Annotated in this window: 22 protein-coding genes; 18 read left to right on the forward strand and 4 right to left on the reverse strand. The window is 54.8% G+C overall.

Going from position 1 to position 25,409, the window contains the following annotated elements:
- Positions 1 to 21: 21 nt before the first annotated feature.
- Positions 22 to 1,716, reverse strand: a complete 1,695-nt coding sequence (locus Dvar_RS12370) for a sugar phosphorylase (protein WP_419664106.1) — start codon at positions 1,714 to 1,716, stop codon at positions 22 to 24.
- A gap of 166 nt (positions 1,717 to 1,882) precedes the next feature.
- Here Dvar_RS12370 and Dvar_RS12375 point away from each other — a divergent pair, with 166 nt between their 5' ends.
- Positions 1,883 to 2,161 (forward strand): hypothetical protein, encoded by a 279-nt coding sequence (locus Dvar_RS12375; protein ID WP_419662012.1) that lies wholly within the window; start codon positions 1,883 to 1,885, stop codon positions 2,159 to 2,161.
- A gap of 62 nt (positions 2,162 to 2,223) precedes the next feature.
- On the opposite strand, the gene Dvar_RS12380 is transcribed toward Dvar_RS12375, so the two are convergent.
- Together Dvar_RS12380 and Dvar_RS12385 are read right to left on the reverse strand one after the other, a co-directional pair.
- Entirely contained in the window at positions 2,224 to 2,715 is a 492-nt protein-coding gene (locus tag Dvar_RS12380; RefSeq protein ID WP_419662013.1) for a sensor histidine kinase, read from the reverse strand.
- Complete coding sequence (locus Dvar_RS12385; RefSeq protein ID WP_419662014.1) at positions 2,681 to 4,012, reverse strand: PAS domain S-box protein; 1,332 nt, start codon at positions 4,010 to 4,012, stop codon at positions 2,681 to 2,683. Before Dvar_RS12385 ends, Dvar_RS12380 begins: the two co-directional genes overlap by 35 nt.
- A 359-nt stretch (positions 4,013 to 4,371) precedes the next feature.
- Between Dvar_RS12385 and Dvar_RS12390 the strand changes: the two genes are divergently transcribed.
- The 5 genes from Dvar_RS12390 (at position 4,372) to Dvar_RS12410 (ending at position 8,872) form a co-directional block, all read left to right on the forward strand.
- Positions 4,372 to 5,406: an FUSC family protein gene (locus Dvar_RS12390; RefSeq protein WP_419662015.1), complete on the forward strand. Its 1,035-nt coding sequence runs from the start codon at positions 4,372 to 4,374 to the stop codon at positions 5,404 to 5,406.
- A gap of 113 nt (positions 5,407 to 5,519) precedes the next feature.
- Positions 5,520 to 6,272, forward strand: coding sequence for a hypothetical protein (locus Dvar_RS12395; protein ID WP_419662016.1), 753 nt, complete (start codon positions 5,520 to 5,522; stop codon positions 6,270 to 6,272).
- A gap of 180 nt (positions 6,273 to 6,452) precedes the next feature.
- Positions 6,453 to 7,307, forward strand: a complete 855-nt coding sequence (locus Dvar_RS12400; RefSeq protein WP_419662017.1) for a substrate-binding domain-containing protein — start codon at positions 6,453 to 6,455, stop codon at positions 7,305 to 7,307.
- A complete protein-coding gene (locus tag Dvar_RS12405) occupies positions 7,300 to 8,106 on the forward strand; it encodes a 4Fe-4S binding protein (protein WP_419662018.1) in 807 nt (268 codons plus the stop codon). Before Dvar_RS12400 ends, Dvar_RS12405 begins: the two co-directional genes overlap by 8 nt.
- Positions 8,107 to 8,272: 166 nt before the next feature.
- The gene (locus tag Dvar_RS12410) at positions 8,273 to 8,872 is read left to right on the forward strand and encodes a GPR1/FUN34/YaaH family transporter (RefSeq protein WP_419662019.1); all 600 of its coding nucleotides are present in this window, start codon (positions 8,273 to 8,275) and stop codon (positions 8,870 to 8,872) included.
- Between the two features lie 127 nt (positions 8,873 to 8,999).
- Here the strand turns inward: Dvar_RS12410 and Dvar_RS12415 are convergent, their stop codons facing one another.
- The gene (locus Dvar_RS12415) at positions 9,000 to 9,314 is read right to left on the reverse strand and encodes a hypothetical protein (protein ID WP_419662020.1); all 315 of its coding nucleotides are present in this window, start codon (positions 9,312 to 9,314) and stop codon (positions 9,000 to 9,002) included.
- A gap of 352 nt (positions 9,315 to 9,666) precedes the next feature.
- On the opposite strand from Dvar_RS12415, the gene Dvar_RS12420 reads away from it, so the two are divergent.
- The 12 genes from Dvar_RS12420 (at position 9,667) to Dvar_RS12475 (ending at position 25,391) form a co-directional block, all read left to right on the forward strand.
- The gene (locus Dvar_RS12420) at positions 9,667 to 14,886 is read left to right on the forward strand and encodes a RecQ family ATP-dependent DNA helicase (RefSeq protein WP_419662021.1); all 5,220 of its coding nucleotides are present in this window, start codon (positions 9,667 to 9,669) and stop codon (positions 14,884 to 14,886) included.
- 137 nt (positions 14,887 to 15,023) lie between these two features.
- A complete protein-coding gene (locus tag Dvar_RS12425) occupies positions 15,024 to 15,575 on the forward strand; it encodes a metal-dependent transcriptional regulator (protein ID WP_419662022.1) in 552 nt (183 codons plus the stop codon).
- A gap of 116 nt (positions 15,576 to 15,691) precedes the next feature.
- Complete coding sequence (locus Dvar_RS12430; RefSeq protein ID WP_419662023.1) at positions 15,692 to 15,985, forward strand: hypothetical protein; 294 nt, start codon at positions 15,692 to 15,694, stop codon at positions 15,983 to 15,985.
- Between the two features lie 24 nt (positions 15,986 to 16,009).
- Positions 16,010 to 17,263, forward strand: coding sequence for a DUF2325 domain-containing protein (locus Dvar_RS12435; protein WP_419662024.1), 1,254 nt, complete (start codon positions 16,010 to 16,012; stop codon positions 17,261 to 17,263).
- Positions 17,264 to 17,352: 89 nt separating this feature from the next.
- Positions 17,353 to 17,751, forward strand: a complete 399-nt coding sequence (locus tag Dvar_RS12440) for a hypothetical protein (protein WP_419662025.1) — start codon at positions 17,353 to 17,355, stop codon at positions 17,749 to 17,751.
- A gap of 212 nt (positions 17,752 to 17,963) precedes the next feature.
- Complete coding sequence (locus Dvar_RS12445) at positions 17,964 to 18,776, forward strand: DUF3450 domain-containing protein (protein WP_419662026.1); 813 nt, start codon at positions 17,964 to 17,966, stop codon at positions 18,774 to 18,776.
- Positions 18,773 to 20,218 carry a MotA/TolQ/ExbB proton channel family protein gene (locus Dvar_RS12450; RefSeq protein ID WP_419662027.1) on the forward strand — a complete coding sequence of 482 codons (1,446 nt, stop codon included), beginning with the start codon at positions 18,773 to 18,775 and terminating at the stop codon, positions 20,216 to 20,218. The genes Dvar_RS12445 and Dvar_RS12450 overlap by 4 nt, the downstream gene beginning before the upstream one ends.
- 4 nt (positions 20,219 to 20,222) lie before the next feature.
- Positions 20,223 to 20,813, forward strand: coding sequence for a MotA/TolQ/ExbB proton channel family protein (locus Dvar_RS12455; protein ID WP_419662028.1), 591 nt, complete (start codon positions 20,223 to 20,225; stop codon positions 20,811 to 20,813).
- 1 nt (position 20,814) lies between these two features.
- Positions 20,815 to 21,237 (forward strand): ExbD/TolR family protein, encoded by a 423-nt coding sequence (locus tag Dvar_RS12460; RefSeq protein WP_419662029.1) that lies wholly within the window; start codon positions 20,815 to 20,817, stop codon positions 21,235 to 21,237.
- 2 nt (positions 21,238 to 21,239) lie between these two features.
- Entirely contained in the window at positions 21,240 to 21,926 is a 687-nt protein-coding gene (locus Dvar_RS12465; RefSeq protein WP_419662030.1) for an energy transducer TonB, read from the forward strand.
- Entirely contained in the window at positions 21,923 to 23,170 is a 1,248-nt protein-coding gene (locus tag Dvar_RS12470) for a tetratricopeptide repeat protein (protein WP_419662031.1), read from the forward strand. Before Dvar_RS12465 ends, Dvar_RS12470 begins: the two co-directional genes overlap by 4 nt.
- 268 nt (positions 23,171 to 23,438) lie before the next feature.
- Positions 23,439 to 25,391: a TonB-dependent receptor plug domain-containing protein gene (locus Dvar_RS12475; protein WP_419662032.1), complete on the forward strand. Its 1,953-nt coding sequence runs from the start codon at positions 23,439 to 23,441 to the stop codon at positions 25,389 to 25,391.
- The last annotated feature ends 18 nt before the right edge of the window (positions 25,392 to 25,409 follow it).

Genomic DNA, 25,409 nt, shown 5'->3' on the forward strand with positions numbered 1-25,409 from the left:
AAATAATGTGAGTATGGAAACTTATTGGCCAGAGCAAAGCCATGCATATTGATAAGGGGCCAATTCCCACTTGGTGGTTCCGATACGCAGGCCGGAAACCAGATCGGTAAACGGTGGGACTATACCCAAAGGGCCAATATCGATCGGCCGGCGTGTTGGTGTCACATTGGCTAAGGCGTAAAGCACCTGCCCGCCGCCCTCACGCCGAATCGCAAAAACACCGGGGTCCACATCCAAAATGCGAAAGCTCGCTCCGGGATGAAAGGCCGGCTGCTGCTTCCACAGCCGGATCAGTTTCAAATAGGCTGAGAACACCCGTGTGCGAAAAGAGCTTGGATTATGAAGCGCATTGATTACCTGGTCGGCATCGAGCTTTTCGCGGTTGATGGTCCGCGCCCGGCCGGTCTGGTGCACCCCTTCGGCCCAGTTTCGTGACCCCAGCAGGCTATGGATGTAGGTGGCCGGAACGCCGGGCAGGCTGTACTGGATGGCCTGGGAGGCAATGAATGGATCGGCGTTGCCGGAGTGTGTATCGGCCAGGATGGCATCCACATAAGTGATGTTGAGTTCATACGGACTCTGGCTGCTGTCCGGATTCTGCTTGGTCGATACGGCTCCGCCGCCTGCCTTAACCACATCGATGAGCGCATCGATCTCAATGCTTGGCAGAATGCCTTCCAGCGGCCTGACGCCGATACCGTCGTGGGATGCGGTAAAATTGAAAAAGGCGGCCTGGGGAGAGGGCAGCTCAAGGCCGGCGGCCCATTGGGACAGGGCACGGCAGTCCTGTTTGACAAAGGTGTAGAAGAGTAGTGGCGGCAGGGTAAAGTTATAGACCATCTGAGCCTCGTCGCCGCCACTTCCGAAATAGCTGATGTTTTCCGCGTGGGGCACATTGGTCTCGGTAATGAGGATCACATCCGGCGCCACCCTATCGAGTACCGCACGAAACAAGTGTACCATGTCATGGGTCTGGGGCAGGTGAATGCAGGTGGTACCGATTTCTTTCCACAGGTAGGCGATGGCGTCCAGGCGCAGGATTTGGGCGCCTTTTTCCACATAGAAAAGCAGCACCCGGATCATCTGCTCCAATACATCCAGGCTTTTGTAGTTAAAATCGATCTGATCCTCGCTGAAGGTCGTCCACAGGTGCACATTCCGGCCATCGGTTTTGGTAAAGGGCGTGAGCAGGGGAAGCGAACGGGGCCGGGTGACCATGGACAGATCAACGGCCGGATCGGTTTCAATGGCAAAGTCGGTGAAACCGGGCCGTCCGTCAAGGTAATTGGCAAACCATTTGCCCTTGGCGCTGAAATGGTTGATCACAAAGTCGAACATCAAGTTGAAATCTGCGCCGATGCGCGTCACATCGTTCCAATCACCCAGCGTCTCGTCGATGCGATAAAAGTCCATCACCGAGAAACCATCGTCCGAAGAATAGGGGAAAAAGGGCAAAAAATGGATGACCGAAACCGCGTCCTTGAGAAATGTCCGGGCGAATTCATGCAGTGTGGCCAGTGGGCGCTGACCTTGGCGCTGGAGTGTATCGCCATAGGTAATCAGTACATTTTGCCCCTGGGGAAAACCGGCCGGCCCGGTGCGGGTGCGTTTGGCTGCTTTTTGGACCAGCGGCATGATCCGCGCGCAGGCGTCGGCCCCGGTTTTTTCACCGTAAATCCGGCGCAATAGGGTTTGTATGGACTCGGCGGATATCATAACCAAAAGATTATCATTCAAGCATGATGCCGTCAAATGGATGGGCAAAATCGCCTCTGGTCAGCGTCCCCAGCCTTTTTCGCATCTGCCTGACCGGCGGAAATAGGAACGACTAATCCATCTGTAAGTTGACTTCCGTACAACCACAGAGGGTGTACTAAAGGCGATGATTTTTATCCAAACCACGCTTCTGGGCTGCTTTCCTACCGCCGGTTTTTCAGCTATGGCACGCATCGTTCAGCCTGACATGCGCAGCGTGGCCTCCAGCTTTATCACCCCCATTGCGACGGTCATCGGCGGAGGGCTTACGCCCACGCTTCTCGGGTATATGGGAGAGACCTACTCGTTTAGTGCGGGTATCATTGCAATGGGGTGTCTGATTATCATTTGCCTTGTTCTGGTGCTGCCCCTCAAGCTTCTGGATAAATTGGAAGATGGCTGCTGATTGAGCGATTCCCCAGCCATAGCGGCCAAAAATGTCAGGTTATTGGTTTGCGTGCCCGCTTATTAAGCACCACTATTTTCAGCTCTGGGCAGACGAATGGTAAACCGAGCCCCGCCACTTTTCCCGTCCTGCACCCACATTTCACCATTATGATCCTCGGTGATGATAAAATAGGATACAGACAGGCCCAGGCCCGTGCCCTTACCGACGGGTTTGGTGGTAAAAAATGGCTCGAAGACGCTGCGGCGGGTTTTTTCATCCATACCCGGACCATTATCCTCAATTTCCACGATAACCCAGTTCTCCTCGCTTTTTACAGTTAACGTAAATATCGAGGCTTTTCGTTTATCTTTGACCTCGGCCATGGCTTCGGCACCGTTTTTCAGAATATTCAAAAAGACCTGCTGGATCTTGCTGGCCTCACAGGGGACCTGGGCATGGGTGCAGCTGTAATGTCGAAGAATTTTGATTTTTTTAAAGTCATACTTTTTTTTCATGTCATAGTCAGATTCAACCAGTTCAATGGTCTGGTCCAGCAGCTCTGATAGCGGCATAAATACGCTCGATTTCATCAGCCAGATGGGGAAACACGTTTCCCAGGGGCTTGGATTGAGCCTGTTCCATTGACAGCCCGGTGACCTTTTCAGCCTTTGTATTCCACTGGGTTACCCGCCCCTTTCTGTCCACCCCCGCCAGCGCCGAGGGCATGGAGTTGATAATGCCGGACAGGTAGTTGCGCAGGTGTCTGAGATCTTCGTCAGCCGCTTTACGGTCACTGATATCGATAACTATCGCTTCAACTTGCAGGGGCTCACCTTGGTCATCTCTAATTAACGATGCAGCAATGGACACCCAGATGATTGAATGATCAACGCGGTAAAATTGAACTTCCTGATTCTGAATCGAGCCTGTTTCACCTAATAACGTAAAAATTCTCTGGCGATCTTCCGGGTTCACGTAGAGTTCACGGCCAATCTCTTGGTCTGAATGAATCAGCGTCTGTGCAGAATCGTAACCAAGAATCCTGGCCATTGCCGGGTTTGCATTGATGACGCGGCCTTTGATCGAGACCTGAAGAATGCCGACGAGCGAATTTTCAAAAATGCCTCTATAGTTATCTTCACTCTTCTTCAACACCGATAACGTTTTCTTTAAATTGCCGGTCATGATATTGAAAGACCGCGACAGGCTTCCTATTTCATCTTGCGATCCGACTTCCAGGTCAACCCCTTCTAAGTGACCCGCTGCAATCTCCTGGGTTCGCTGGGTCAGTACCTGTAATGGCTTCATCAGTCGCTGCATTGCCAGCAGAATCGCGATGCTGATCAGAATCGCAAAAAAAAGTGTGATAATCGTCAGCAACCGCATCATTTGTATCACTGGCGCAAACAACTCTTTTTCCGGAAGCACACTCGCCACAGACCAGCCGGTAATCGGTATGGGTTGATAGAAGGCGACCATCTTTTCGTTTTCCTGTGAATACCGATAGATACCGGATTCACTGGAAACCATGTGCCGACCTAAAGTCTTCTTCGACGGTGCCTCATGCTGGGTGATTTTTTTCTGCATGACCAGATTGGCGTCAGGGTGTGAAATATAGGTGCCATCTTCGGCAACGATAAATCCATATCCGGTTTGCCCGGCTTTCAGTTCTTCAGCGATCTGCTGGATATACTTGAGCGAGATGCCAGCCCCAACCAATCCTAACGGTGCGTTCTGGTCGTCCAGGATCGGGGCCACCATGAATATCGTTGGGATTCCAGTCGTCCTGGATATCAAGGGCGGGGTGATTTGTGTCGGTCCACCGGCCATGATAGAAAGAAAGTAGGGGCGATTGGCGATATCACCCACAAACAATGAATATCCGTGCTCAGGGACAATAATCCAAGAATGGCAATGGGCATCACCCAGATCAGAATTTTGCCTCTTAGCGATAAATAAATGGAAACGGTCTCATTGCGGGGCCTGGCATTTTTTTGAAAATGCGCTTTCATTTTGATCCCACCGTTTGAATTGAACAACCTTACCGCGTTTTAACAGCCATTTTTTTGCTGAAAAAGCGCTTATTGATTTAACAGGAGAGCATTGAGCGAGAGCAAGGGGCAGTGTCGGAACACTGTCGTAAAACAGCATCTTATGATTGATTGTTTACCATGAATTCGAAATCCATGACAATGATCCCGGCAATAATTCCCTACAAAAGAGGTACTATGGACAACTTGTCAACCAATTTAATACACGGATTCAAGACCGCTTTGGCGGCCGTTCTTGCCTACTATATAACAACGATTTCAGCCCTTGATTTCGGGTACTGGGCCGTCATTTCCGCTGTAATCGTCATGCAGGTGTATGTGGCGGACTCTGTGGAAATGTGCTTCTATCGGTTTTCCGGGACCATCATCGGCGCTGCATTGGGGGTTAGCGTCCTTTTGGTGATGCCCAAAACATCGATCTTCATCGGGGGCGCTTTATTCGTTACCGTGGGAATCTGCAGTTTTTTCACGCGTTATCATACCAGATATCGAATGGCCGGCATCACTGTTGTAATTGTCGTAATGACCGGGCTTTACACGCAGGATGTATTGATGTTCGGGTTGTATCGTGTTCTTGAAATTTGTATCGGCATCCTTTGTGCTTTTCTTGTTTCTGTTTTAGTGCTGCCCAAACGAAAAGTCGATATGCTCAGTGCGGCGCTTCAAAAGCAGGCCAAGGCATGCGCAAAGCGGTGTTCAATACTCGTGGATGCCTTTATCGCAAGGCAGCAAAACATCGATGAAGCGCCCGTGGATGAGCTGGTCAAAGATGTCTGGGGAAATCATGAACTACTGCAAAAAGCCAACCGCAATGAAGCACTGATCTACAGCAAAAAATTCAATGAGAAGTTTCCGCTTAAAGTTTCGGTTGTCAACCGCTCGGTGGAGCACCTGCGCAATATGGTCCGGGCACTCAACGCGGTGGATGATAACGGATATGAAATCATCATGTCTCGGGAACTGACAAAGCTTGCCGAAACAAGCGGCCGCGCGTTGGTGATGTTGATCAATAACGAATACCTGACGGCCAAAGATGAGCTTGAGCAAACCCTATCAGAGATGGACACCAGGCTGATCAGCATTCGCAAGGAAGGATTGATCCGTCGGTTTGATACCAAGAAACTTATTCAGGTATTTTCATTTTACAGCAGTCTGCTTTACTTTGCCGATGATATCCTTTTCGCCATAAGCGAGGCTCAACAGCCTTCTTGAAACGAATCTGATCGTCCAAAAAAAAGTCCGTCAGTGACAACATTGGTTTCATTGTACCCCATCATGTTGTATAGCAGCGGTGGTTTCGTTCTGGAAAAGAAGGGAGGGACAACGTGACCCGGGTGACGGATGATAGGGTCGTGACTACCATCGAGCGGTTTTTCAACGGGCCCGACATTGAAGGCCAATTGGAACGTCTCAGCCGGCGCCTGCCTGCAGACGCCCAAATCCTCATCGCCGGTGGCGCCATCCGTAATCTGATCATCGAAATGATGCACGGCAGTGCCCCGCCGACAAAGGATATTGACCTTTTCATCGGCGGGGTGGGCGCTGATTTCAACCTTGGCGCAGCCCTTAGCGACCTGGTTACCCAGCCGACCGACCTGGGCGGTTTGCGCTGGCAGCCGCAAACGTCGCCGTACGTCTACGATCTATGCCTGTTGCCCAATTTTATCATTATCCATACCTATCATCTCGCGCCCACCGCCCAAAACCTGCTTGCCGGCATCGACCTTACCATCAACGCCATCATTTACGATTACCGCCACCGCACAATCCATGAGAATGGCTGCCTGGCGTCCATCCGCGATCAGATCATCGATTTCAACTGTCAATTCCTTCCCGATAAATGCCTGATCGGCTATCGCCTTTTGCTCATGGCGTACAAGACCGGGTTCCGGTTTTCAAAAGCGACGTTCCAATTTCTAACGCAGCGGTTGGACTTCGGAACAGTAGAGCCCCTGAAACGGTTGATGCAGGTGAAACAGGGCAAGCCACTTGCAAAAAGCATCATGCAGCGCCTTGACCGATTGTGCAAATACGCAAATTACTCAGTCTATCTTGAAACTGAAAGTCGAAAAAAATGAAACATCCCGTTTAGGATTGCATCGATATTTTCAATGGCTTTGCGATGAGTTGATCTGGAATAACAATTTGACCCTGTCTTTACATCTGTGCTCTATCTCTCCTTTCTATTTCTTCACTCTTCATGCAAGATTCAGGCGCCAGATGTTGCGCGAACCCAACCGATGGAGAACAGCAAAAAAATGAAAACCAGCCATTCTGGCATTTCTCGCAGAGCATTTCTCACTGGTACGGCAACGACCATCGCCGGTGCGGCGTTATCGCCCGTTGCGCGGGCCGCCCAATATACCTTGTCATCCATTCAAGTATGGTCCTGCGGCGGGCTGGCCGAGGCCTTTCGTCCCGCAAACGCCCATTTCAAGAAAACAACCGGTATTGATGTGGCATATACCGGTGCCTTTGCCGCTGCCCTGGGTAAATCCCTGCTGGGCAGTGCCACCACGGATGTATTTGCCGCGCGGGTATTGAAATTGGCCCAGAAATTGCGTCAGACCGGCAAGATGATCTACTTCAAACCGCTGTGCTTTACAAAGTATGTAGTCGTGACCCCAAAGGACAATCCGGCGGATGTCAACGGACTCAGCGACCTGGGCAAGCCCGGCATCCGGGTGATTCTCGCACCCGAGGCCTCGCCACCTGGTGGCGCGGCGGCCAATGCGGTCTTGAAAAAAGCCGGTATTCTGGAAGCGGTGATGAAAAACACGATAGAGAAAGGCACCTGTGTGCAGCGAAGCATGCAGTCCCTGGTGGATGGGAAAGGGGACGCGTCAGTGGTCGAATACCGTGTGACACGTCTGCCTCAATTCAAGGGCAAGACCGAGATATTGCCGATCCCCACCGAGTACTTTCCGCTGCCGCCGTTGACGTTCACCATCGGTGTCATGAAAAATGCGCCGGACCGCGCCCTGGCCGATGATTATGTGGATTTTATCCGTTCTGATGAAGGGCAGCAGTATTTTCATGACGCCGGATTCATCCCGGCCATATCCGCTGAAGGGCAGCAACTTGTCCAGAAACTGGGGGTAATCGATGCTTGAGTCCAGACTGCCTGCCACCGAAAAGCCGCAAACCATTGATAATGAGCAACCTAAACGCCTGCACCTTAAATGGTGGCGGCGTCTCACCCAGACCGCCATGCTGGCCGTAATGGGCCAGTGGTCCTTTTATGGAATATTTCGTTGCCCATTTATTGTTCCCTATGTCAGTTGTCAGAACTGTCCTGTGCTGACCTGCCATGGACGGCTGTTTTCGTTTTACTGGGGATTCTGGTTGCTGTTGCCGTTGTCAGTCTTGTTGTTTGGGCGGGCATTTTGCGGGTGGGCATGTCCGGGCGGGCTGGCGGTTCAGATGGCCGATAAAGTGGCGCCATTCAAGCTGCGAGCGAGCCATTTTCTCACCCGACGGCTGCTACCCTTGGGGAAATATCTTGGGTTGGCGTTGGTTTTAGTCGTATGGCTGGTTGTGGGGCAGCCTCGGGAGGCGATTCCCATCCGGATCGGCGATTTTTTCAATTCCGTGGGGCTGACAATGGAGCACGCCAACCTGGTGTGGCTAGTGCGAACCGGTTTTGTCCTGGCAATGCTTATTTCAGGGCTGCTGGTGGCAGGCCTCTGGTGTCGTTTCATGTGCCCGACCGGCGGTTTGCTGGACGCCTTGAAAGGGGCTTCCCTGTTTAAGGTTTATAAAACCGATGATTGCAACAACTGCGATCTGTGCCTGAAAAAATGTGAGATGGGAACCCGTCCGGGTGAATCCAACTGTACCAACTGTGGTGACTGCCTTTCCGTTTGTCCGCAACAGGCCATTCACATCGGCCGTCTCCCGAAAAACAGATAGGTCAATAACCTACCTCTCATCGGCAATCCGCCTATATTAATTTCAGCTACGCTCCGATTGTCATTGACCATAGATTAAGATAGGGTCGATTCCTGAGAGAAGTAACCCAGTCGCCGTACTACTCAATTCCATACCCCTATCACTTATCTAAAAAAGGAGCATTGCGATGTCGAACGAACACACTTTTGTTACTCCCGGACCAGCAGGACTTGGCGCGTTGGCAGTGGCTTGTTTTGGTTTTGGGGCCGTATTTACCGGAAAAGTGACGCTGGGAGGGCTTCCCCTGCTTGCGGCCTGGCTGATTGGCGGCGGTGTGGTTCAATACACCGTTGCGGTGATGGAATTGAAGGACCATAACATGACGGGCGGGAATGTGTTTTTGTTCTTCGCGGCGTTTTTCATGTTTGGGGCGGCCCTTTCCGTTCTCGCCAAATACCTGATGCTGTCGGGGATGATCGGTAATGTCAAGCCGGAACCCATGGTCGAGGGGTTTTGCTGGATGGCCGGTGCCTCTTTCTTGACCGCGGTAACACCGGCATATTCAAAAAGTCCGCTGCCGCTTTTTGTTTTGGTGATTTTGCTTGACGTGGCCCTGTGGCTCATCGTCGGTCTGGACATGGGGATTTTAAGTGCGAGCTTGAAACCAGTGGTCGGATATATTCTCTATGCATCCGGATGGGTGGGCATTTATCTGGTGGCTGCCATCGTCAATAACCACATTTTCGACCGCCCGGTCCTGCCGACCTTTGGTACCCTCCTGAAATAAAGGATTTGCGCAAATTTATAGATCAACACTTGTGCACTATCACTGAATCGTAAAAACGCCTTCTGCTTACCGACATAATCGATGTTTGGTAAACAGAAGGCGTTTGTGTATACCTACCTGCCTGACATCAGACCTCATCGAAAAACTGAATCTCGATGTGCTCTCCATCTGATTTTTGCCGCATGCTGAAAAGCCCTTTGCGGATGATTGTGAGTTGGCGGGCCTGTCCCTCAGCGCTCAACCGATCGGCGATTTTATCCCGTTCTTCTTCCACGGATTCGGTGTTGAAATAAAGGTTGACGATTTCTCCGGAATCGCCCATCTGGAGCAAAAAAGCGTTATGCTCAATATATACGAGATCCTCATACGCATGGGTGATATCAAGCCCGATGGCGTTTACCAGCTCGCGAATATAACCCAGTGGTCTAAACGGTACTGTCATTTGAGATCTAAAGTCTCCTTTCTTGAATTTGTGTTCACCTCATCAAAAGCAAATGGCATGCCGAAAAATGGATTTCTTGATGAGTCATGCTTTGCCTATTGATTTTTTCTGTTGAAATCACAGAAAAATTCGGCACAATGGCAAACAAAAAAAGAAAAAATGCAGGAATCCGTCTAAAAGTATGAATCATCCGATTCAATGATCCCATTTGTGATAGTACAAATATGTTGAGCGGCAATGACAAAAATGTTTACCCTGCTTGACACATCGATCGCCGAGCAACTAAAGATTATCTATTGCTTTTTTTGCCAGATAACCTTTTTGATGTTCCATTGCCAAAAGAAACCGGAAAATGGGGCGGGAGCAACTGATTTCAAAAACCCTGCTGCTTGACCTGGAAACCACCCGTACGGGGCGTCTGAAACACCTGGGCGCGGTGCTCGGCGACACGGTGATCGACATACAAGCCGGTCCTTTCCGGCCTGCGCTGAAACAGCTCGATGGGCTGGCCGGCGGGGCTGACTATATTCTGGGCCACAACCTGCTGGGGCATGATTTTCCGATTCTGAAGGCTGCCTATCCAACACTGCAGGTGTTGATCAAACCGGTGATCGACACCCTTTACCTGTCGCCCCTGGCTTTTCCTCAGAACCCCTACCATCGGCTGGTCAAGGATTACAAATTGGTGCGCGCCACGCTAAACGACCCGGTGGCCGATGCCCGGCTGGCGGCCTCGGTGTTCGACGACCAGTTGGCGCAGTTTGCAGGCCTTGCCGAAAATCAGCCCCGACAGCTCGATTTTTTTCACTACTGCTTTGACGGGGCAACCTTTAACGGCTTCAGCGGCCAGGGGCTGGCGTCAGTGTTCAGTGCCCTGGGGGCCAGGGGATTCGGCAGTGCGGATGCAGCCAATGAATGGTTTGTCAAAAAGACCGATGGCGGAGTCTGCCGGTCTGCCGCGGGTGGGCTGATCGATGTTTTTGACGACCCGGCCCGACGTCCGATGTTGGCTTACTGCCTGGCCTGGCTTACGGTAGCCGGATCCAACTCGGTCCTGCCGCCGTGGGTGCGTCATCGCTTTCCCGAGATTAGTGCGATGTTAACACGTCTTCGCGATGAGGCCTGCGAAGATCCGCATTGTGCCTATTGCCGAGAGAGCCATGACCCGGATCGGCACCTGCGCCGCTTTTTCGGATTTTCCGCTTTTCGGGAAAAACCCGCCACGAATGAGGGCCAAAGCCTGCAGCGGGAAATCGTTAAGGCCGGCATGGCCGATCGACCGCTTCTGGCCATCCTGCCCACCGGTGGCGGCAAATCCCTGTGCTACCAGTTGCCGGCCCTGGTGCGGCACTGGCGACGCGGACGTCTCACCATCGTGATCAGCCCGTTGCAGGCCCTGATGAAGGATCAGGTGGACAACCTGGTCAAAAACACCGGCACGCCCTTTGCCGATGCGGTCTATGGCCTGCTGACCCCCATCGAGCGGGGTGCGGTGCTGGAGCGGGTGCGGTTGGGGGACGTGGCCATTTTATACCTGGCGCCGGAGCAGCTTCGCAGCCGGTCGGTGCGGTACGTGCTCCGGCAGCGGGAGATCGGCTGCTGGGTGTTTGACGAGGCCCACTGCCTTTCCAAATGGGGGCATGATTTTCGGCCGGACTACCTTTACGCGGCACGGTTTATCCGCGAGTTCAGCATTGAAAACAATCAGGCCCCGCCGCCGGTATGCGGTTTTACGGCCACGGCCAAGCTGGATGTCATCGAAGAGTTGACCACCCATTTCCGGGATGTCCTGGATCAGGAACTGGTGCTGTTCGAGGGCGGCGTGGGACGGGACAATCTGGTTTTTGAAGTACTACCGGTGGCGCCCCCTCAGAAGTATGAGCAGACGCTGCGGCTGGTCGAGGAGGCGCTGGCCGAGGAGGCGAGGGCCAGTGTGATTATATACGCCGCCACCCGCCGCCGCACCGAGGAAATCCGCGATTTTTTGCATCATCAGGGCGTGCGTGTCGAGGCATTCCATGGCGGGCTGGAAGCCAAGCAGAAGCGCGATGTGATCGAAGCCTTCACCGATGGGGATGTGCCGGTGATCAGCGCCACCAATGCGTTTGGCATGGGCGTGGACAAGGAGAACATCCGGCTGGTGCTGCACGTGGACATGCCCGGTTCACTGGAGAATTATATTCAGGAGGCGGGACGCGCCGGCCGTGACCGCCAACCGGCCCGCTGCATTCTGCTCTACGACCCGGCCGACGCGGATTGCCAGTTCACCCTGGGGGCGCTTTCCGAGGTCAAACAGCGCGAGATCCAGCGCATCCTGCGTGCCCTGCGCCGGGCCAAGCGCAACACGGCCGGCGAGATCGTCGTCACCAGCGATGAACTGCTGCGCGGGGAGGCGCTTGCCGGGGAAAGCGGGCAAAACCGCGATATTCGCGATACGCGGGTCAAAACCGCCATTTCCTGGCTGGAACGGGCCGGTTTTCTGCAGCGTAATCAGAATCTGACCGACATCTTTCAGGGCCGGCCCCTGGTGACCAGTCTGGACGAGGCCAGAGCGCGTATGGATTCCCTGAATCTCTCGAAAGCCACCACCGGTCTGTGGCTGAATATTTTGCGCTTGATTTTCAACGCGCCGCCGGATCAGGGTTTGAGTGCGGATACCATTGCCGAGGGGCTGTTCCCGGACGCCGGACCGCTTAAACAGATGGAAGCAGCGACGGGCATGACCCCGGCCCAGATGGTGATTCAGGCCCTGCATGACATGGCCGATGCCCGCCTGCTTGACCGCGGGCTGATGTTGTCCGCCATCCTGCGGCCCAAAGGCAAGAATAACGCCGCTGTGCGGCTGCAGCGCGTGATGGATATCGAAACCCGCCTTTTGGGCATCCTGCGCGCCGAGGACCCCGATGCCGACGACGGCCGCTGGGTGCCGCTGAGTGTCCGCCGCCTGTGCCAGCGATTGAGAAACGAGGATGTGGAAACCACCACCACCGTGGTGCAAAGTCTGATTCGGGGGCTCTCCTACGACGGCAAGGGATTGGCCGCGGCTTCAGGCAGCATCGCGCTCAGGCATGCGAGCCGCGATCGCTACGATGTGCGTCTGCAGCGCAGCTGGGAGGCCATCGTCAAAACCGTGAATCTGCGCCACAATGTGGCCCACGCCATCCTCCAAGAACTCTTACGTCTGATAGGAGAGAAGAAAACCCATCCGGAAGGCGACGTCAATATCTCTTTCTCCAGCAACGATCTGGCCGCGGCCATGAAGCGTGACATCACCCTGATGGGGACCGTCAAGAAAGTGCTTCCGGCAATCGACCGCGCATTGATGTTCCTGCACGAGCACAAGGTGATCCATTTGCAGGGCGGCATGGCTGTTTTCCGGCAGGCCATGACCATTCGGTTGGCGCCCCGGGCCAAGGGGCGGCGGTACACCCGGGGCGATTTTAAGCCGCTTGCCGTGCACTACCGTGAACGACGCTTCCAGGTGCATGTGATGATGGAGTATGCTGCCCTGGCACTGGCCAAGATCGCCAGCGCCCTGACGCTGGTGCTGGATTACTTTTCCATGGGGCGGGTGCGTTTTCTCAATCGCTATTTTAGCGGTCGCAAGGATCTGGTCGAAAAGGCCACCACGGCCGAGGCGTACCGCCGTATTGTCGAGCGGCTGGGCAATCCCGTGCAGATCGATGTGGTGGGACGTCCCCCGGACGACAATCTGCTCGTTCTGGCCGGACCGGGAGCGGGTAAAACCACCGTAATTGTGCATCGCTGCGCCTACCTCTTACAGGTGGAACGGATTCCGGCCCGGCAGATCCTGGTCCTCTGCTTCAATCACAACGCCGCGGTTACCTTGAGAAAACGGCTTTACGCACTGATCGGCAGCCGGGCGCGGGGTCTGACGGTGGTCACCTATCATGGGGCGGCCATGCGCCTGGCCGGTATCAGCGTCAGAGATCTGATGGACACGCGTGACCGGGACGGGACTGCCCCGCCCATTGATTTTGACGGCATCATCAATACCGCCCTGCGACTGCTCAAGGGAGAAGCCGACATCCCTGAAAGCGATGAGACCGATGCGCTGCGCGACCAGTTGCTTGGCGGCTACAGCCATATTCTGGTGGATGAATACCAGGACATCGACCAGGCGCAATATGAACTAGTGGTGGCCATTGCCGGTCGCACCCTGGACGAGGCCGACGGGCGCCTGTCGATCCTGGCCGTGGGCGATGATGATCAGAACATCTATGCCTTCAGGGGCACCAACGTGCAGTTCATTCGACAGTTTCAGGAAGATTACAAGGCTACCCCGACGTATCTGGTGGAGAACTACCGCTCCAGCAGACACATTATCCATGCGGCCAACCAGCTGATCAAACACAACCGCGACCGCATGAAAGGCGGGTATCCCATTTGTATCGACCGGGCCCGTGAGCATGTCGAGGCGGGCGGCCGTTGGGCCCGGTTGGATCCGGTGGCGCAAGGGCGCGTTCAGATCATGCCGGTTGCAGACCCGATAGACCAGGCTGCCACCGTGCTGGCTGAGATCGAACGGCTGCGCAGCCTGGACCCCGACTTCAGGGCTGAGCATTGCGCCATCCTGGCCCGTACGCGGGCCGTGTTGCCGCCCATGCGCGGGCTGCTGGAAAAAAATGAGTACCCGGTGAAACGCATCCTTTCCAAATCCTTTCCCATCCACCGGGTTCGGGAGGTGGCCGGTCTCATGGATCGATTACGCTTTGCTGAAACTGCCAATCTACGGGCTTCGGACTTAATCAAGCATTTACAGGATGCCGCCGGTGGGCAGCCGGCCGGCGTGTGGCAGCGAATGCTGTCCGGTTTTTTGGAAAATGATCTGGCAGAAACCGGTGATGCGCTTATGCCCGCCGGTTACCGGTTGGACAAGCTGTTCGAATTTCTTGCCGAACAGCGCCATGAGAAAATCATTGGTGACGGCATTTTTCTGGGCACCTTGCACGCCGCCAAAGGCATGGAGTTCGACCATGTTTTTATCCTGGATGGTGACTGGGGCCGGCCGCGCACCGCTGATGAGCGGGAGGCCGAGCGCCGTTTACTATACGTTGGTATGACCCGGGCCAGGCAGACCCTCGGCCTGATGCGTATGCGGCATCAGCCCAATTTGCTGCTGGCCGATCTGGCCGGCAAGCATATGCTGCCGCGCAAGCGCGTGGAGGAGCATCGCATTGATGACGATTTCGTTTGTTGCGATTATGCCATCCTGGGACTCGAAGATGTCTTCATGGATTATGCCGGCACGTTTGCTCCGGCCCATCCCATCCACCGCCATTTGAGCGATCTGAAAACCGGCCATACGGTCAGGTTGGTGCCGGACAAACGCGGCATCGCCATTTTTGATGGAACCTATTTCAGATTGGGCCGTTTGTCTGCCGACGCCGCCCGGCGCTGGGCGCCGCGTATGGACGCCATCAACAGCGTCCGCGTGCTTGCTATTTTAACGCGTGAGCGGTTGGACCCCGACCCATCCTTTCAACGAGAGATAAAAACCGATCGGTGGGAATTGCCGGTTTTGGAAGTGGCGTTTCGTCGTGAAGAATAAGATTTTTAATAATTTATCGTTGATGGAATTGTAATCGATCTTTTTCCCTAAATAGAAAAAGCTTGACAATTACGCGAGGAATCAATTATTTGAAAATGTAAAAAAAGTTACAAAGCTCTATCTTCAACGGGTGGTTTATGGCAGACCAAAAAAAAACAGTAGCCCAGAAAAAACCCTTGACGTCTGTTATGGAGGATTATCTGGAGGCGATTTTCGATCTGGACAAGGATAAAAAGGTTGTCCGGGTCAAGGATATCGCCAAACGAATGAATGTGAAGATGCCCACTGTCTCCAGCATGCTCAAAACGCTGAACAGCCGCGGGCTTGTGCACTACGAGAAATATGAATATGTTGAATTGACAAAAGACGGCGCCAAGGTGGGCAGGGAAATGCGCCGACGCCATGAGGTGCTGCGTCAGTTTTTAACTGATATTCTCAACATCAGGCCCAAAACCGCGGATGAAGAAGCGTGTATGATGGAGCATGCCCTCAGTACGGCCACGCTTAATCGCCTGGCTGATTTTATGGAGTTTATCCAAATTTGTCCGCGCACGGGAGACAGTTGGCTGCAATTCTTCGAGGACTACCGCAAATATGGTCGCCGGCCGGATATCTGCCAGGCCCGCAGTGCCGACTTTTCATGTGAATTCACCAAGCAGGTCGACGAGTCCGAATCGTCCACGGGCTAGATTTTTCATCGTAACATTCAAAGGCTAAAACAGCCGTCTTAAGGCCTCCGTCCGCAAGACGGTTCTTTTTTAATCTAAAAGTTAGAAGTATAAAACAAAGAAAGGGAGGTAGAATTTTGGTTGCGGATAAAAATGTCCTGGCACATGCGCTGAATTCAAGTATCAAGGATTTACAGCAGGGAATCGATCGGCACTGCGTTCTGATCAGCTCGATCATGGACAATCAGGTAGAATTTCAGGATTTAAAGCCGTTTCTTGAGACCTGTCCTTCAAAAACACGTGAATTGGCACTTAAAAAGGCGATCAAAGACGCCATTGATACCCTGGAGGATACGAGAAAGGCATTCAAGTCCAAGCAATTGGAAATGCTGAGAAAGCGTCTTACCCAAGTGCTTGTCGATGCGGAGTAAAAAAAATGAAAGGAGACAAAAAAAATGACGAGGCTAGCCCAATGCTGTCAGGAAAACGAATTCAAAAGGAAGATTACATCTGAAACCATCATTGATGGTAGCCAGCGGCGACGATGCTGGGAAATCAATCATTTTTTCAAATGCCCGACGATCGGCATGTGCCTGTCTTTTGCCGAGCAGAAACAATTGCTTAAAAAAACCGGTATTTTGGACAAAAAGGACGGGGCTTATGATATCCACGAGAAACTCGTTGCCAGTCTTGAATCTGAAAACCGTCTCTCGCGGCGGGTAGACAACCTGCTTGATCGAAAATATGGCAAACAGGTGATGCCGCTTTTAGACTTGAACGGCGAGGCGTTTACAAACCATTTCAAGGCGGCCCTGGAATCCGGTGAGGCCGCGGCGGTCCTGTGGGCCGCAGGAATCCATCCCAACTTGCCGGTGGAAGCCAACCGGGACATTTTTGGTGAAATTCACATGACCATGCATTGGACAGCCGAAGAACGGCTGCGAAAAAGGCGTAAGCTGGCGCGGCAGGAGAAGGAATTGACAAGGCTGCGCGAGCGTGTGAAAGCGCAGTCGAGCCAGTACCGATCCATGAAAAAACAGGTCGAGGCGTACCAAAAGGACTGCAACCGACTTGAAAGTGAACTGGCCGCCGCAAAGGACGAGAAAACCAATCTGCAGCAAAACCTTGACGCGTTGGATCGCCATCAACAGATAGAGGCCCTGGAAATCGAGAACCGCAGGATCCAGCAGGACTATGTTTCGCTTTCCATGCGATTGGAACAGGCCTTGCGGCAAGTCGCGGCCCTGGAAGAAAAAAACCGCTGTCTTAACCTGCAACTCGAGGAAGCGTCAAATTTGAATCGCCACGTTCAGGAGGAAACGCAGGCCATCATCGGGGAAATGACCAACTGGAACCGGTGTGACGCCAGTTGCCCCTCCTTCGATCTATGTAAAAAACGCATCCTGATGGTGGGCGGGATTACCCGCATGGAATCACTTTATCGTGAACTGGTCGAGGGGTGCGGTGGGGTCTTCGAGTATCACGATGGCTATGTAAAAAAAGGCGCCAAATGCCTCGAGGGACGCTTAAAGCGTGCCGACATGGTCATCTGCCCGGTGAATTGTAACAGCCATGCGGCCTGCTCGATCGTCAAGAACCTGGGTAAAAAACACAACAAGCCGGTCCACATGCTGCCCAATTCCAGTTTGAGTGCCGTATCGCAGGTGATCTGGGGGGAGGATGAAAGGGAAAAGGGCTCGTTAAACTAGTTTCCGTTCAGAAATAGGCAAATGGGTTATTTCTGGATGGGCACTAAATTAACTGCTTAGGTTTGATCAATAAATGGGAGGACATCCTGATGAGCATGAATTTTCAGATCAAGTTCAAACGGGAAAATGGGGATCTACACGTGAATCCGGTTGGCGATTTCGATGGCAGTTCGGCCTGGGAACTGATTCATCTGATCCATGAGCAATATGGTGGTCAGGGTCATGTGCATATTGACACGGGGCGTCTTAAAAGGGTCTGCCCGTTTGGTTGTAATACATTTCAATGCCAGTTCTACCAGAGCCGCATTCCCGCTCACCGACTGCTGATCAAAGGCAAAAATGGGCCTGCCCTTGCGCCCAAAGGTAGCCGTGTGGAGATGAATTCCCAGCCGTTCGACTGCGGGTGCGACGGTAATTGTGCGCATTGCCATTGCGCTTCTGAAGCCATGCAAAAGGAAAGTCATCTTGAAATGGAAAAAGAGGCTTGAAAAAAAGGGCTTGACAATTTTTATGCATGATGTAAAACGCCAAAACAAATTAATTAGGATTCTCTAATGTTTTAAGATAAACCTTACGATCTTCGGATGGTAAATCGCGAAGGCAGTGAAGGCGCAAGGCACCGCAGTTGACAGCGGTCGATAGCGTCTTTTTTTTTGTTCAACGCCAAGATTTGAATAACCATCGGGCATGGAGAGTGATCATGCAATGCGTTTGTCGTCGAACCGGTTGGATTGGACTGAACTTGATTTTTGTCATGCTGCTGACCCTTGTGGGGGTAAGGGAACCGGGTTGGGCGGATGCCCCGATCGATCCACTTGGCATTCACCAGACCGAAAGCGAGGCGATTGCCGTTTCCCAGCAAACCCAGCAGGCCGAGGATCGCTGGGCCGAAGAAAAAATAGCCCTGCAGCACCGATACCGCAGCCTGCAGTCTGATGAAGAAAGGCTGGCCAAGCAGCATACCGCGCTATTGGCCCAGGTTACCGCCTTAAAGAATCGTCAGGCCGAAGCCGAGCGTACGATGGCCGAGACCGCCCGCGTGCAAGCGGAATTGCAGTCCCACCTGGAGGTGTTGATGCAGCGGCTGGAAACGCACATTGATCGTGATCTGCCGTTTCTCCCGGATGAGCGTCAGCAGCGTATGGCCGAGATCAAAACGGTATTGGTACAGCCGGACACGAATATTGCCGAGCGCTCCCGTCGTGTCATGGAAGCCCTCAAGGTGGAGACCGAGTACGGACAGACGGTCGAGGTCTACCAGCAACGCATCCCCATTGGTGATCCGGACGCAGACCAGCGGATCATGGCCGATATTCTGCGGGTGGGGCGGCTGGCGCTGTTCTGGCGCTCCCCGGATGGCAAGTGTGTCGGTCAGTGGGACCGCGTCGCCAACCAATGGACGCCGCTGCCCGATTCCCACCGCCGCACGATCAACGATGCCATGGAAATGGCCTTGAAACGCCGTACCATTGACATGGTCAACCTGCCCCTGGGAAGGATTGCTCAACAATGAAACTACTGCTCATGGCCCTGACGCTGTTGGGATTGACGACGATGGCCGATGCAACCGATCTGCGCGTGGCCAGTCAACAGGCCCGCACCGATTTTGAGGCGGCCCAGGCCGAGGCCCGCGAAAGCCAGGCCCGTATTCTGGAAGACAAGACCGCGCTGACCGAGGCGATGGATGGCCTCAGCGGCCGGGTGGAACAATTGACCACGGATATCGCTGACCTGCAGCGTCATTTAGAGGAATTGCAGGCCGCTGAAATCGTCCGCGAGGAGCAACAAACCGAGGCGCGGTTGGACATGCGCGAATACACCGGCGTGATCCGCGAAGCCGCCCGGGACCTGGAAACGATTCTCTCCCAATCTCATTTTACTGTTTTCGATCCCGAGCGAATGAACCGCCTGGCGCCGGTCTTGGAAGGCAATCGGTTTCCGGGAATGGAAGAAATTACCACCATCGGTGATCTTCTCTTCGATGAGATGACGCGCGGTGGAGAGGTGGATCGCCGATCCGGAACCGTCGTCGATGCGGGCGGCAAAGAGATAACGGCCGACATCCTGACCATCGGACCGTTTTGTGCCGCCTATAGCCATGACGGTCAGACCGGTTTTTTACGGTACCACCCGGACAACCGGCAATTTTTCACCTTGTCCAAGGCACCGCCGCTGGCCATGCGCCGCAGTCTGGGCCGCTATATGCGAGGCGATGCCGAGGCGGTTTATTTTGATTTCTCACGCGGCGCCGCGTTGCGGCAACTGTCCCACCGCGCAACGCTTATGGATAACATCAAAAATGGTGGTCCCATCGTCTGGCCGATTTTGGCTGTCGGCCTGCTGGCCCTGTTGATTGGTCTGGAACGGATCCTGTTCCTCAACCGGGTGCACGCCAATACCGACCGGTTGATGGGCCGCGTCAACGAACTGGCCGGCCAGGGCGATTGGCGCGGCTGTGAAACGGTGCTGCAGCACGACAAGGGCAAGCCGGTCAACAATGTACTCAGGGCTGGACTGAGCGCGGTCAACGAAAGCCGCGAGACATTGGAAAGCGTCCTGCAGGAAGCCATCCTTAAGGAACTGCCCCGCCTGGAGCGGTTTCTACCGGCCCTGAACATCATGGGGGCCGTTGCCCCCCTGCTGGGCCTGTTGGGCACGGTGACCGGCATGATCGAAACCTTCCAGGCCATCACCCTCTATGGGGCCGGCGATCCCAAAATGATGTCCGGCGGCATTTCCGAAGCCCTGGTGACGACCATGCTGGGGCTGGCCGTGGCCATCCCGATCATGCTCATGCACACTTTTCTGCGCCGGCGCCTGGAGCATATCGTGGGCGACATGGAGGAAAAGGCTGTGGCCCTGTCCAATATCATCTGCCGCGAATGCACCCTGGTACCGCTCACATCGAGCCGGCCGGCCGCATCGGAAACCATGCCCCGACGGGCGAGGGCCTAACGCCATGGATTATTTGCTCAACGCATACGACTATTTCCGGCCGGGCGGCGGCATCATGCTCCTGCTCATTGTCGCCTCCCTGTGGATGTGGGGCCTGGTATTTGAACGATTGCTGTGTTTCTGGCGCATGCAGCGAGAAGATGTGACGGTCCACCAGGCCCTGATGTTGCTGCGCGAGGGGCGGCCGGTGTCCCCGGGGGCGGGGATCTGCCGGCGGATGGTGGGTGGATTTCTGCAAAGTCGCACCGGCAGCCCCATTCTTGATCAACGTCTGTTGGATCAGCACGCCCTTGAACAGCGGCCGCGGATTCGGCGCTTTCTGCCGGCCATCACCGTGCTGGCCGCCACGGCGCCGCTGCTGGGCCTTTTAGGGACCGTGACCGGCATGATCACCACGTTTGATGTGATCGCCATTTTCGGCACCGGCAATGCCAAGGCCCTTTCGGGCGGTATCTCCAAGGCCCTGGTCACCACCCAGAGCGGCCTTCTGGTGGGCATTCCGGGGCTGTTCATGAGCCGGCTGTTGATGCGCCGTGCCAATGGCATTGAGCGGCGCCTGACCGAAACCGTCATGGCACTGAAAAGGGCGGTGTGAGATGATCGATATCAGAAAATCCCTGCGCGGCAAATTCCAGGAGGAAGAGATCAACATGGCGCCGCTGATCGACATGGTTTTTTTGCTGCTGATCTTTTTTATGGTGACCACCAGTTTTGTCAAGGAGACCGGCATTGATGTGCATCGTCCCACGGCCTCAACAGCCCAGCTTAAAAACAAGGGCAATATTCTGCTGGGCGTGTCAGCGGACGGGCACATCTTTTTTGAGAAAAAGGCCATCGATCTGCGCAGCGTGCGGGCGCACATTGAGCGCAGTTTGGCGGAAAACCCGGAGGGCGCCGTGGTGATCGTGGCCGACCAAAAAAGCGATACGGGCGTGATTGTGCGGGTCATGGACCAGTGCCGCCTGGCCGGGGCCCGGCAGGTCAGCATTGCCGCATCCAAGCCCACGGCCAAAGGATGATCATGTCGCGCGTTCGGAATTTCAACCATATCCTTCTGGTGACCGTCTTGTCGCTCATGGTCAATGGGATGCTTTTTACTGGCCTTCCCAATCTGCTGCCCAAGGTGAGGCGGCAGGCGGATCTGGAAAGCGTCCAGACCGTCGATTTTCTGCGCGAGCCGCCGGGCCGGCAGACCGATAAACCGCCGGAGCGGCCTGAAGATGCCCCGCCACCGGAGCCGCCGCGGGTCGTTCCCCAGCGGACCCTTGATCCGATCAATGACCAAACGCCATTAACACCACGGATGGAGATGCCGGCCTTTGACCTGGCGGTGAGCACGCCGGACATGGCCCTGGGGGTACCGGTAGATGCGCCGATGGCCCAAACCCCGGCCATGCCGTCACTCAAGGCGTATTATGGCATGGCCGAGGTGGATCAGGTGCCGGTGGCCACCCTGAATCCCCGGCCGGTTTATCCCTACCGGGCCAGGCGGCTGAATCTCGACGGCGCGGTGGATGTCAAGTTCCTGGTGGACACCACTGGTCAGGTAAGCCGGATTTCCATCCTCAGTTCCTCGCCACCGGATTTGTTTAACGACAGTGTGATGGCGGCCCTTTCCGGCTGGCGCTTCACTCCGGGCAAGGTGCAGGGCCGGCCGGTCAGCACCTGGGTGACCACAACCATTGAGTTCAGGATAGACGACATATGAGAACAGGCTTTATACTGAACCCTATCTTCGGGCGTTGGTCCGTTTGGCTGCGGCTGACCGGTGTGCTGATCCTTGTCATGCTTGCCTGGATGCCGGCCGCCGCCGCGAAAAGTGCTGATGGACCGGCATTTTCACGGGCCGAGCAGCGGGTGGTTCACGCGGCCCAACAGGCCATGGCCGCCAAACGCTACGCCGAGGCCCAACGAGATCTATCCGCTTACATCAAAAAGCAGGGCGGCAAGGTCCACTACCGGGTTGAATTCAGCTTAGGCAACGCCTGGATGCTGGACGGAAAGCCCGAGCAGGCGCTGCCTCACTATCAGGCGGCCGCAGCGCAGCATACGTCTGATGCCGCCCTGTGGCAGAACCTGGGTAAGGCCTGTTTCGACTTAGGGCGTTTTGGTGAGGCCGCCGACAGCCTGGCCAAGGCCCATCGGTTGACCACGCCACCATCAAAGACCTTGGCCTATCAGGCAGCCGTGGCCTACATTCAGGCCAAGCATCCCGAAAAGGCCCGTCCGCTCCTCGAGCAGATTATGGATAGGACCGATGATGACCCTGATCCGGCGTGGCTGGAGGCCCTGCTGAAAGTCTATCTTGATCTGGGGCAAAAGGAGCGCGCCCTTGATTTGGCCCGTTCCCTGGTGCAGGGCAAGGGCCAGGATCCGCGCCTGTGGCAGGTGCTCGCCCACCTTTATATGCAGGCCAAGCTTTACGACCAGGCTGCTGCGGCCATGCAGGTACGGGCCTCGCTGACCAGGCCAACCCGTGAGGAAATCATCCTGCTGGGGGATCTGTACCGCATGGCCGGGGTGCCCTTAAAGGCTGCCCGGCAGTATGAGAAACTGCTTGCCGAAAATGTTCGTCCCAAAGACGTGGCCAAAGTGGCCTCCGCCTATCTGGCCGCCAGGCGGGTCGATGCGGCCATCGACGTGCTTGAGCGCGGTGTGGATCGGCATCCCACGTTCCGGCTGTGGTGGCTGCTGGCCGGTGCGTACTATGAACGTGAGGATTTCGAAAAGGCGCTTACGGCCTTCGAGCAGTGCAATCGCTGCAACCCTAAGAACGCCCGGGCCTTTTTGATGAAAGGCTACTGTGCCCTGCAACTGGATCAACTGGAAACTGCCGAAACGGCCTTCACCGAGGCTGCCCGCTTTCCGTGCCAGAACAAAGAGGCTCAGCAACGGCTCAAGGAACTCAGGCAATACCGGATGTCGATTTCAATGCGTGACGACATGCTATAAGACCTCGATAGGGTCAAAGAGAGTAATCACCTTGCTCCCATGCTCCGTGTGGGAGCACCAATTAGATTTTACATGACTCAATACGGGTTCGCATGCGGAGCATGGGAACCCGGCAACATAAGCGTGGGACGACTTACGACTTTCGGCTCTAAATAGTTTAATAGCGCGAAAGCAAGTGAAGGCGTCCATCGGAAATGATCCCCGTTTCCAATGGACGCCTTTTTTTTTGATGATACTGCTGATCACTATCGGGCGAGGATAACAGAAAATGAATTACTACTTGATTCGGTTGTTGCAGGCGATGGTGTTGACCTTACTATTGGCGGCTGTGGGCTGGGCCGAAGATTCTGAATCGGCCAATGAAACAAACATGGAGAAAACCGTGGTCACCGCCACTCGCACGGCACTGTCTCTCAAAGATGCGCCTGGCGCGATTACCGTGATCACTGCCGAGGAAATTGAAAGCATGGCGGCCAACGATGTTTTCGATGTGATTCGCCAGACTGCCGGGATTTCGCTGGCCGGGCGCGGTGTCGGCGGTCGTACGGCGGTTTCGATCCGCGGCCAGGAAAGTCGCCAGACGCTGTTTTTGGTGGACGGCAAACGGGTGGCGGCCAGTGATGCGGTATTCGGTCACTCGGATTATGAAACCAACTGGGTGCCGCTGGCCTCCATCGAGCGCATCGAGATCGTGCGGGGGCCGCTGTCGGCCCTTTATGGATCCGAAGCCATGGGCGGGGTGGTCAACATCATCACCCGCCGTTCCAGCGACAGTTGGCACGGCAGGGCAAGCATCGGCGGCGGGTTGCGCGATGATGGTAACGGCGGAGAAAGCCAGAACTACGCCGCCCAGATTGGCGGTCCCATTGTGGGTAACAAACTCAATCTGGGGGTCTCGGCCGAATACACCCGGGATGAGGATACCCCTGACCCGGACGATCCGGCGTCTTCCGAGCTGGAAGGCAAGGAGGTCATGTCCATCGGCTCACGGCTGACCTATACACCGACTGTTAACCATACTTTCGATGCCGACATCAGTTTTGTCAACGATGATCGCTGGAGCGACGCCGTATCGCGCGGGACCGCCTACGAGAATATCTATGAATTGGACAAGACCATGTACAGCCTCGGCTGGCAAGGGGCCCTGGGGCCCACCCAATCCGCGCTAAAGGCGTACCGCAGCGATATCGACAAGCACACTATAAAAAACTACACCGACGGCACCAGCGATGACAATCCCGAACGGCTCATCGAAGACGTGATCGATGGTCAGACCTCGTTTTCCATCGGCTCGAACCTGTTGACTGTGGGGGGAGAACTGCGCAAGGAGACGTTGGAGAGCACTTCGCTTGTCGATGGAGATGCCGATGTGACCCAACAGGCACTTTTCATCCAGGACGAACTTTCGCTTTTCGGCCGGCGGTTGCTGCTGACGCCCGGGGTCCGGTGGGATGATCATGAAACCTATGGGGACGAAGTGTCGCCGCGGTTGTACGCCCTGGTCAAGTTGAGTGAGCAAATTAATTTCAAGGCCGGGTACGGTCATGCCTTCCGGGCACCGACCATCAAGCAGGTCAGTGACGGCTACGCCTCGGCGTCCGGGCCGCATCTTTTTATTGGCAATCCGGACGTGAAGGCGGAAGAATCGGATACCTACGAGGCCGGCATCGAATATTTCGGCGAGCGGATCTTCTTCCGGGTGATGGGGTTTCTCAACGACATCGAAGACCTGATCGAATATGAGCGGGTAGAAGGCGGAACCGGCAGCATGCGGACTTACAAGGCCCGCAACGTGGCCGAAGCCGAAACCCGGGGCGTGGAAACCGAATTGAACCTGACTTTCCCCCGTGGATGGGGGGCCTCGGCCAGCTATACCTACCTGGATGCCTATGATACTGCCGCCGACATCAGGCTGGACGGCAAACCGCGTCACATTGCCAATGCAAAGCTTTCCTACACCCATTTACGGATCGGGTTTTCCGCAGCCCTGCGGTATCAGTTCATCGGCGATCAAATGCTGTACAACGCGGACGATGTATTGGCGGCGGCGCCGGATTATTCCCTGTGGCATTTTTCCCTCAAGCAGCGTTTTTTGAAACATCTTGAGATCCAGCTGGGGGTTGAGAATATCGGCGATATTCGCCGGGCCGACAAGTCTGATCTGTTCGACTATGAAGAGCGGGGCCGCTTTTATTATGCCAATCTGCGATACGAATTTTAATTATCAGAAATAGGAGAA

It is taken from the genome of Desulfosarcina variabilis str. Montpellier, assembly GCF_048565275.1.
Taxonomy (GTDB): Bacteria; Desulfobacterota; Desulfobacteria; order Desulfobacterales; family Desulfosarcinaceae; genus Desulfosarcina; species Desulfosarcina variabilis.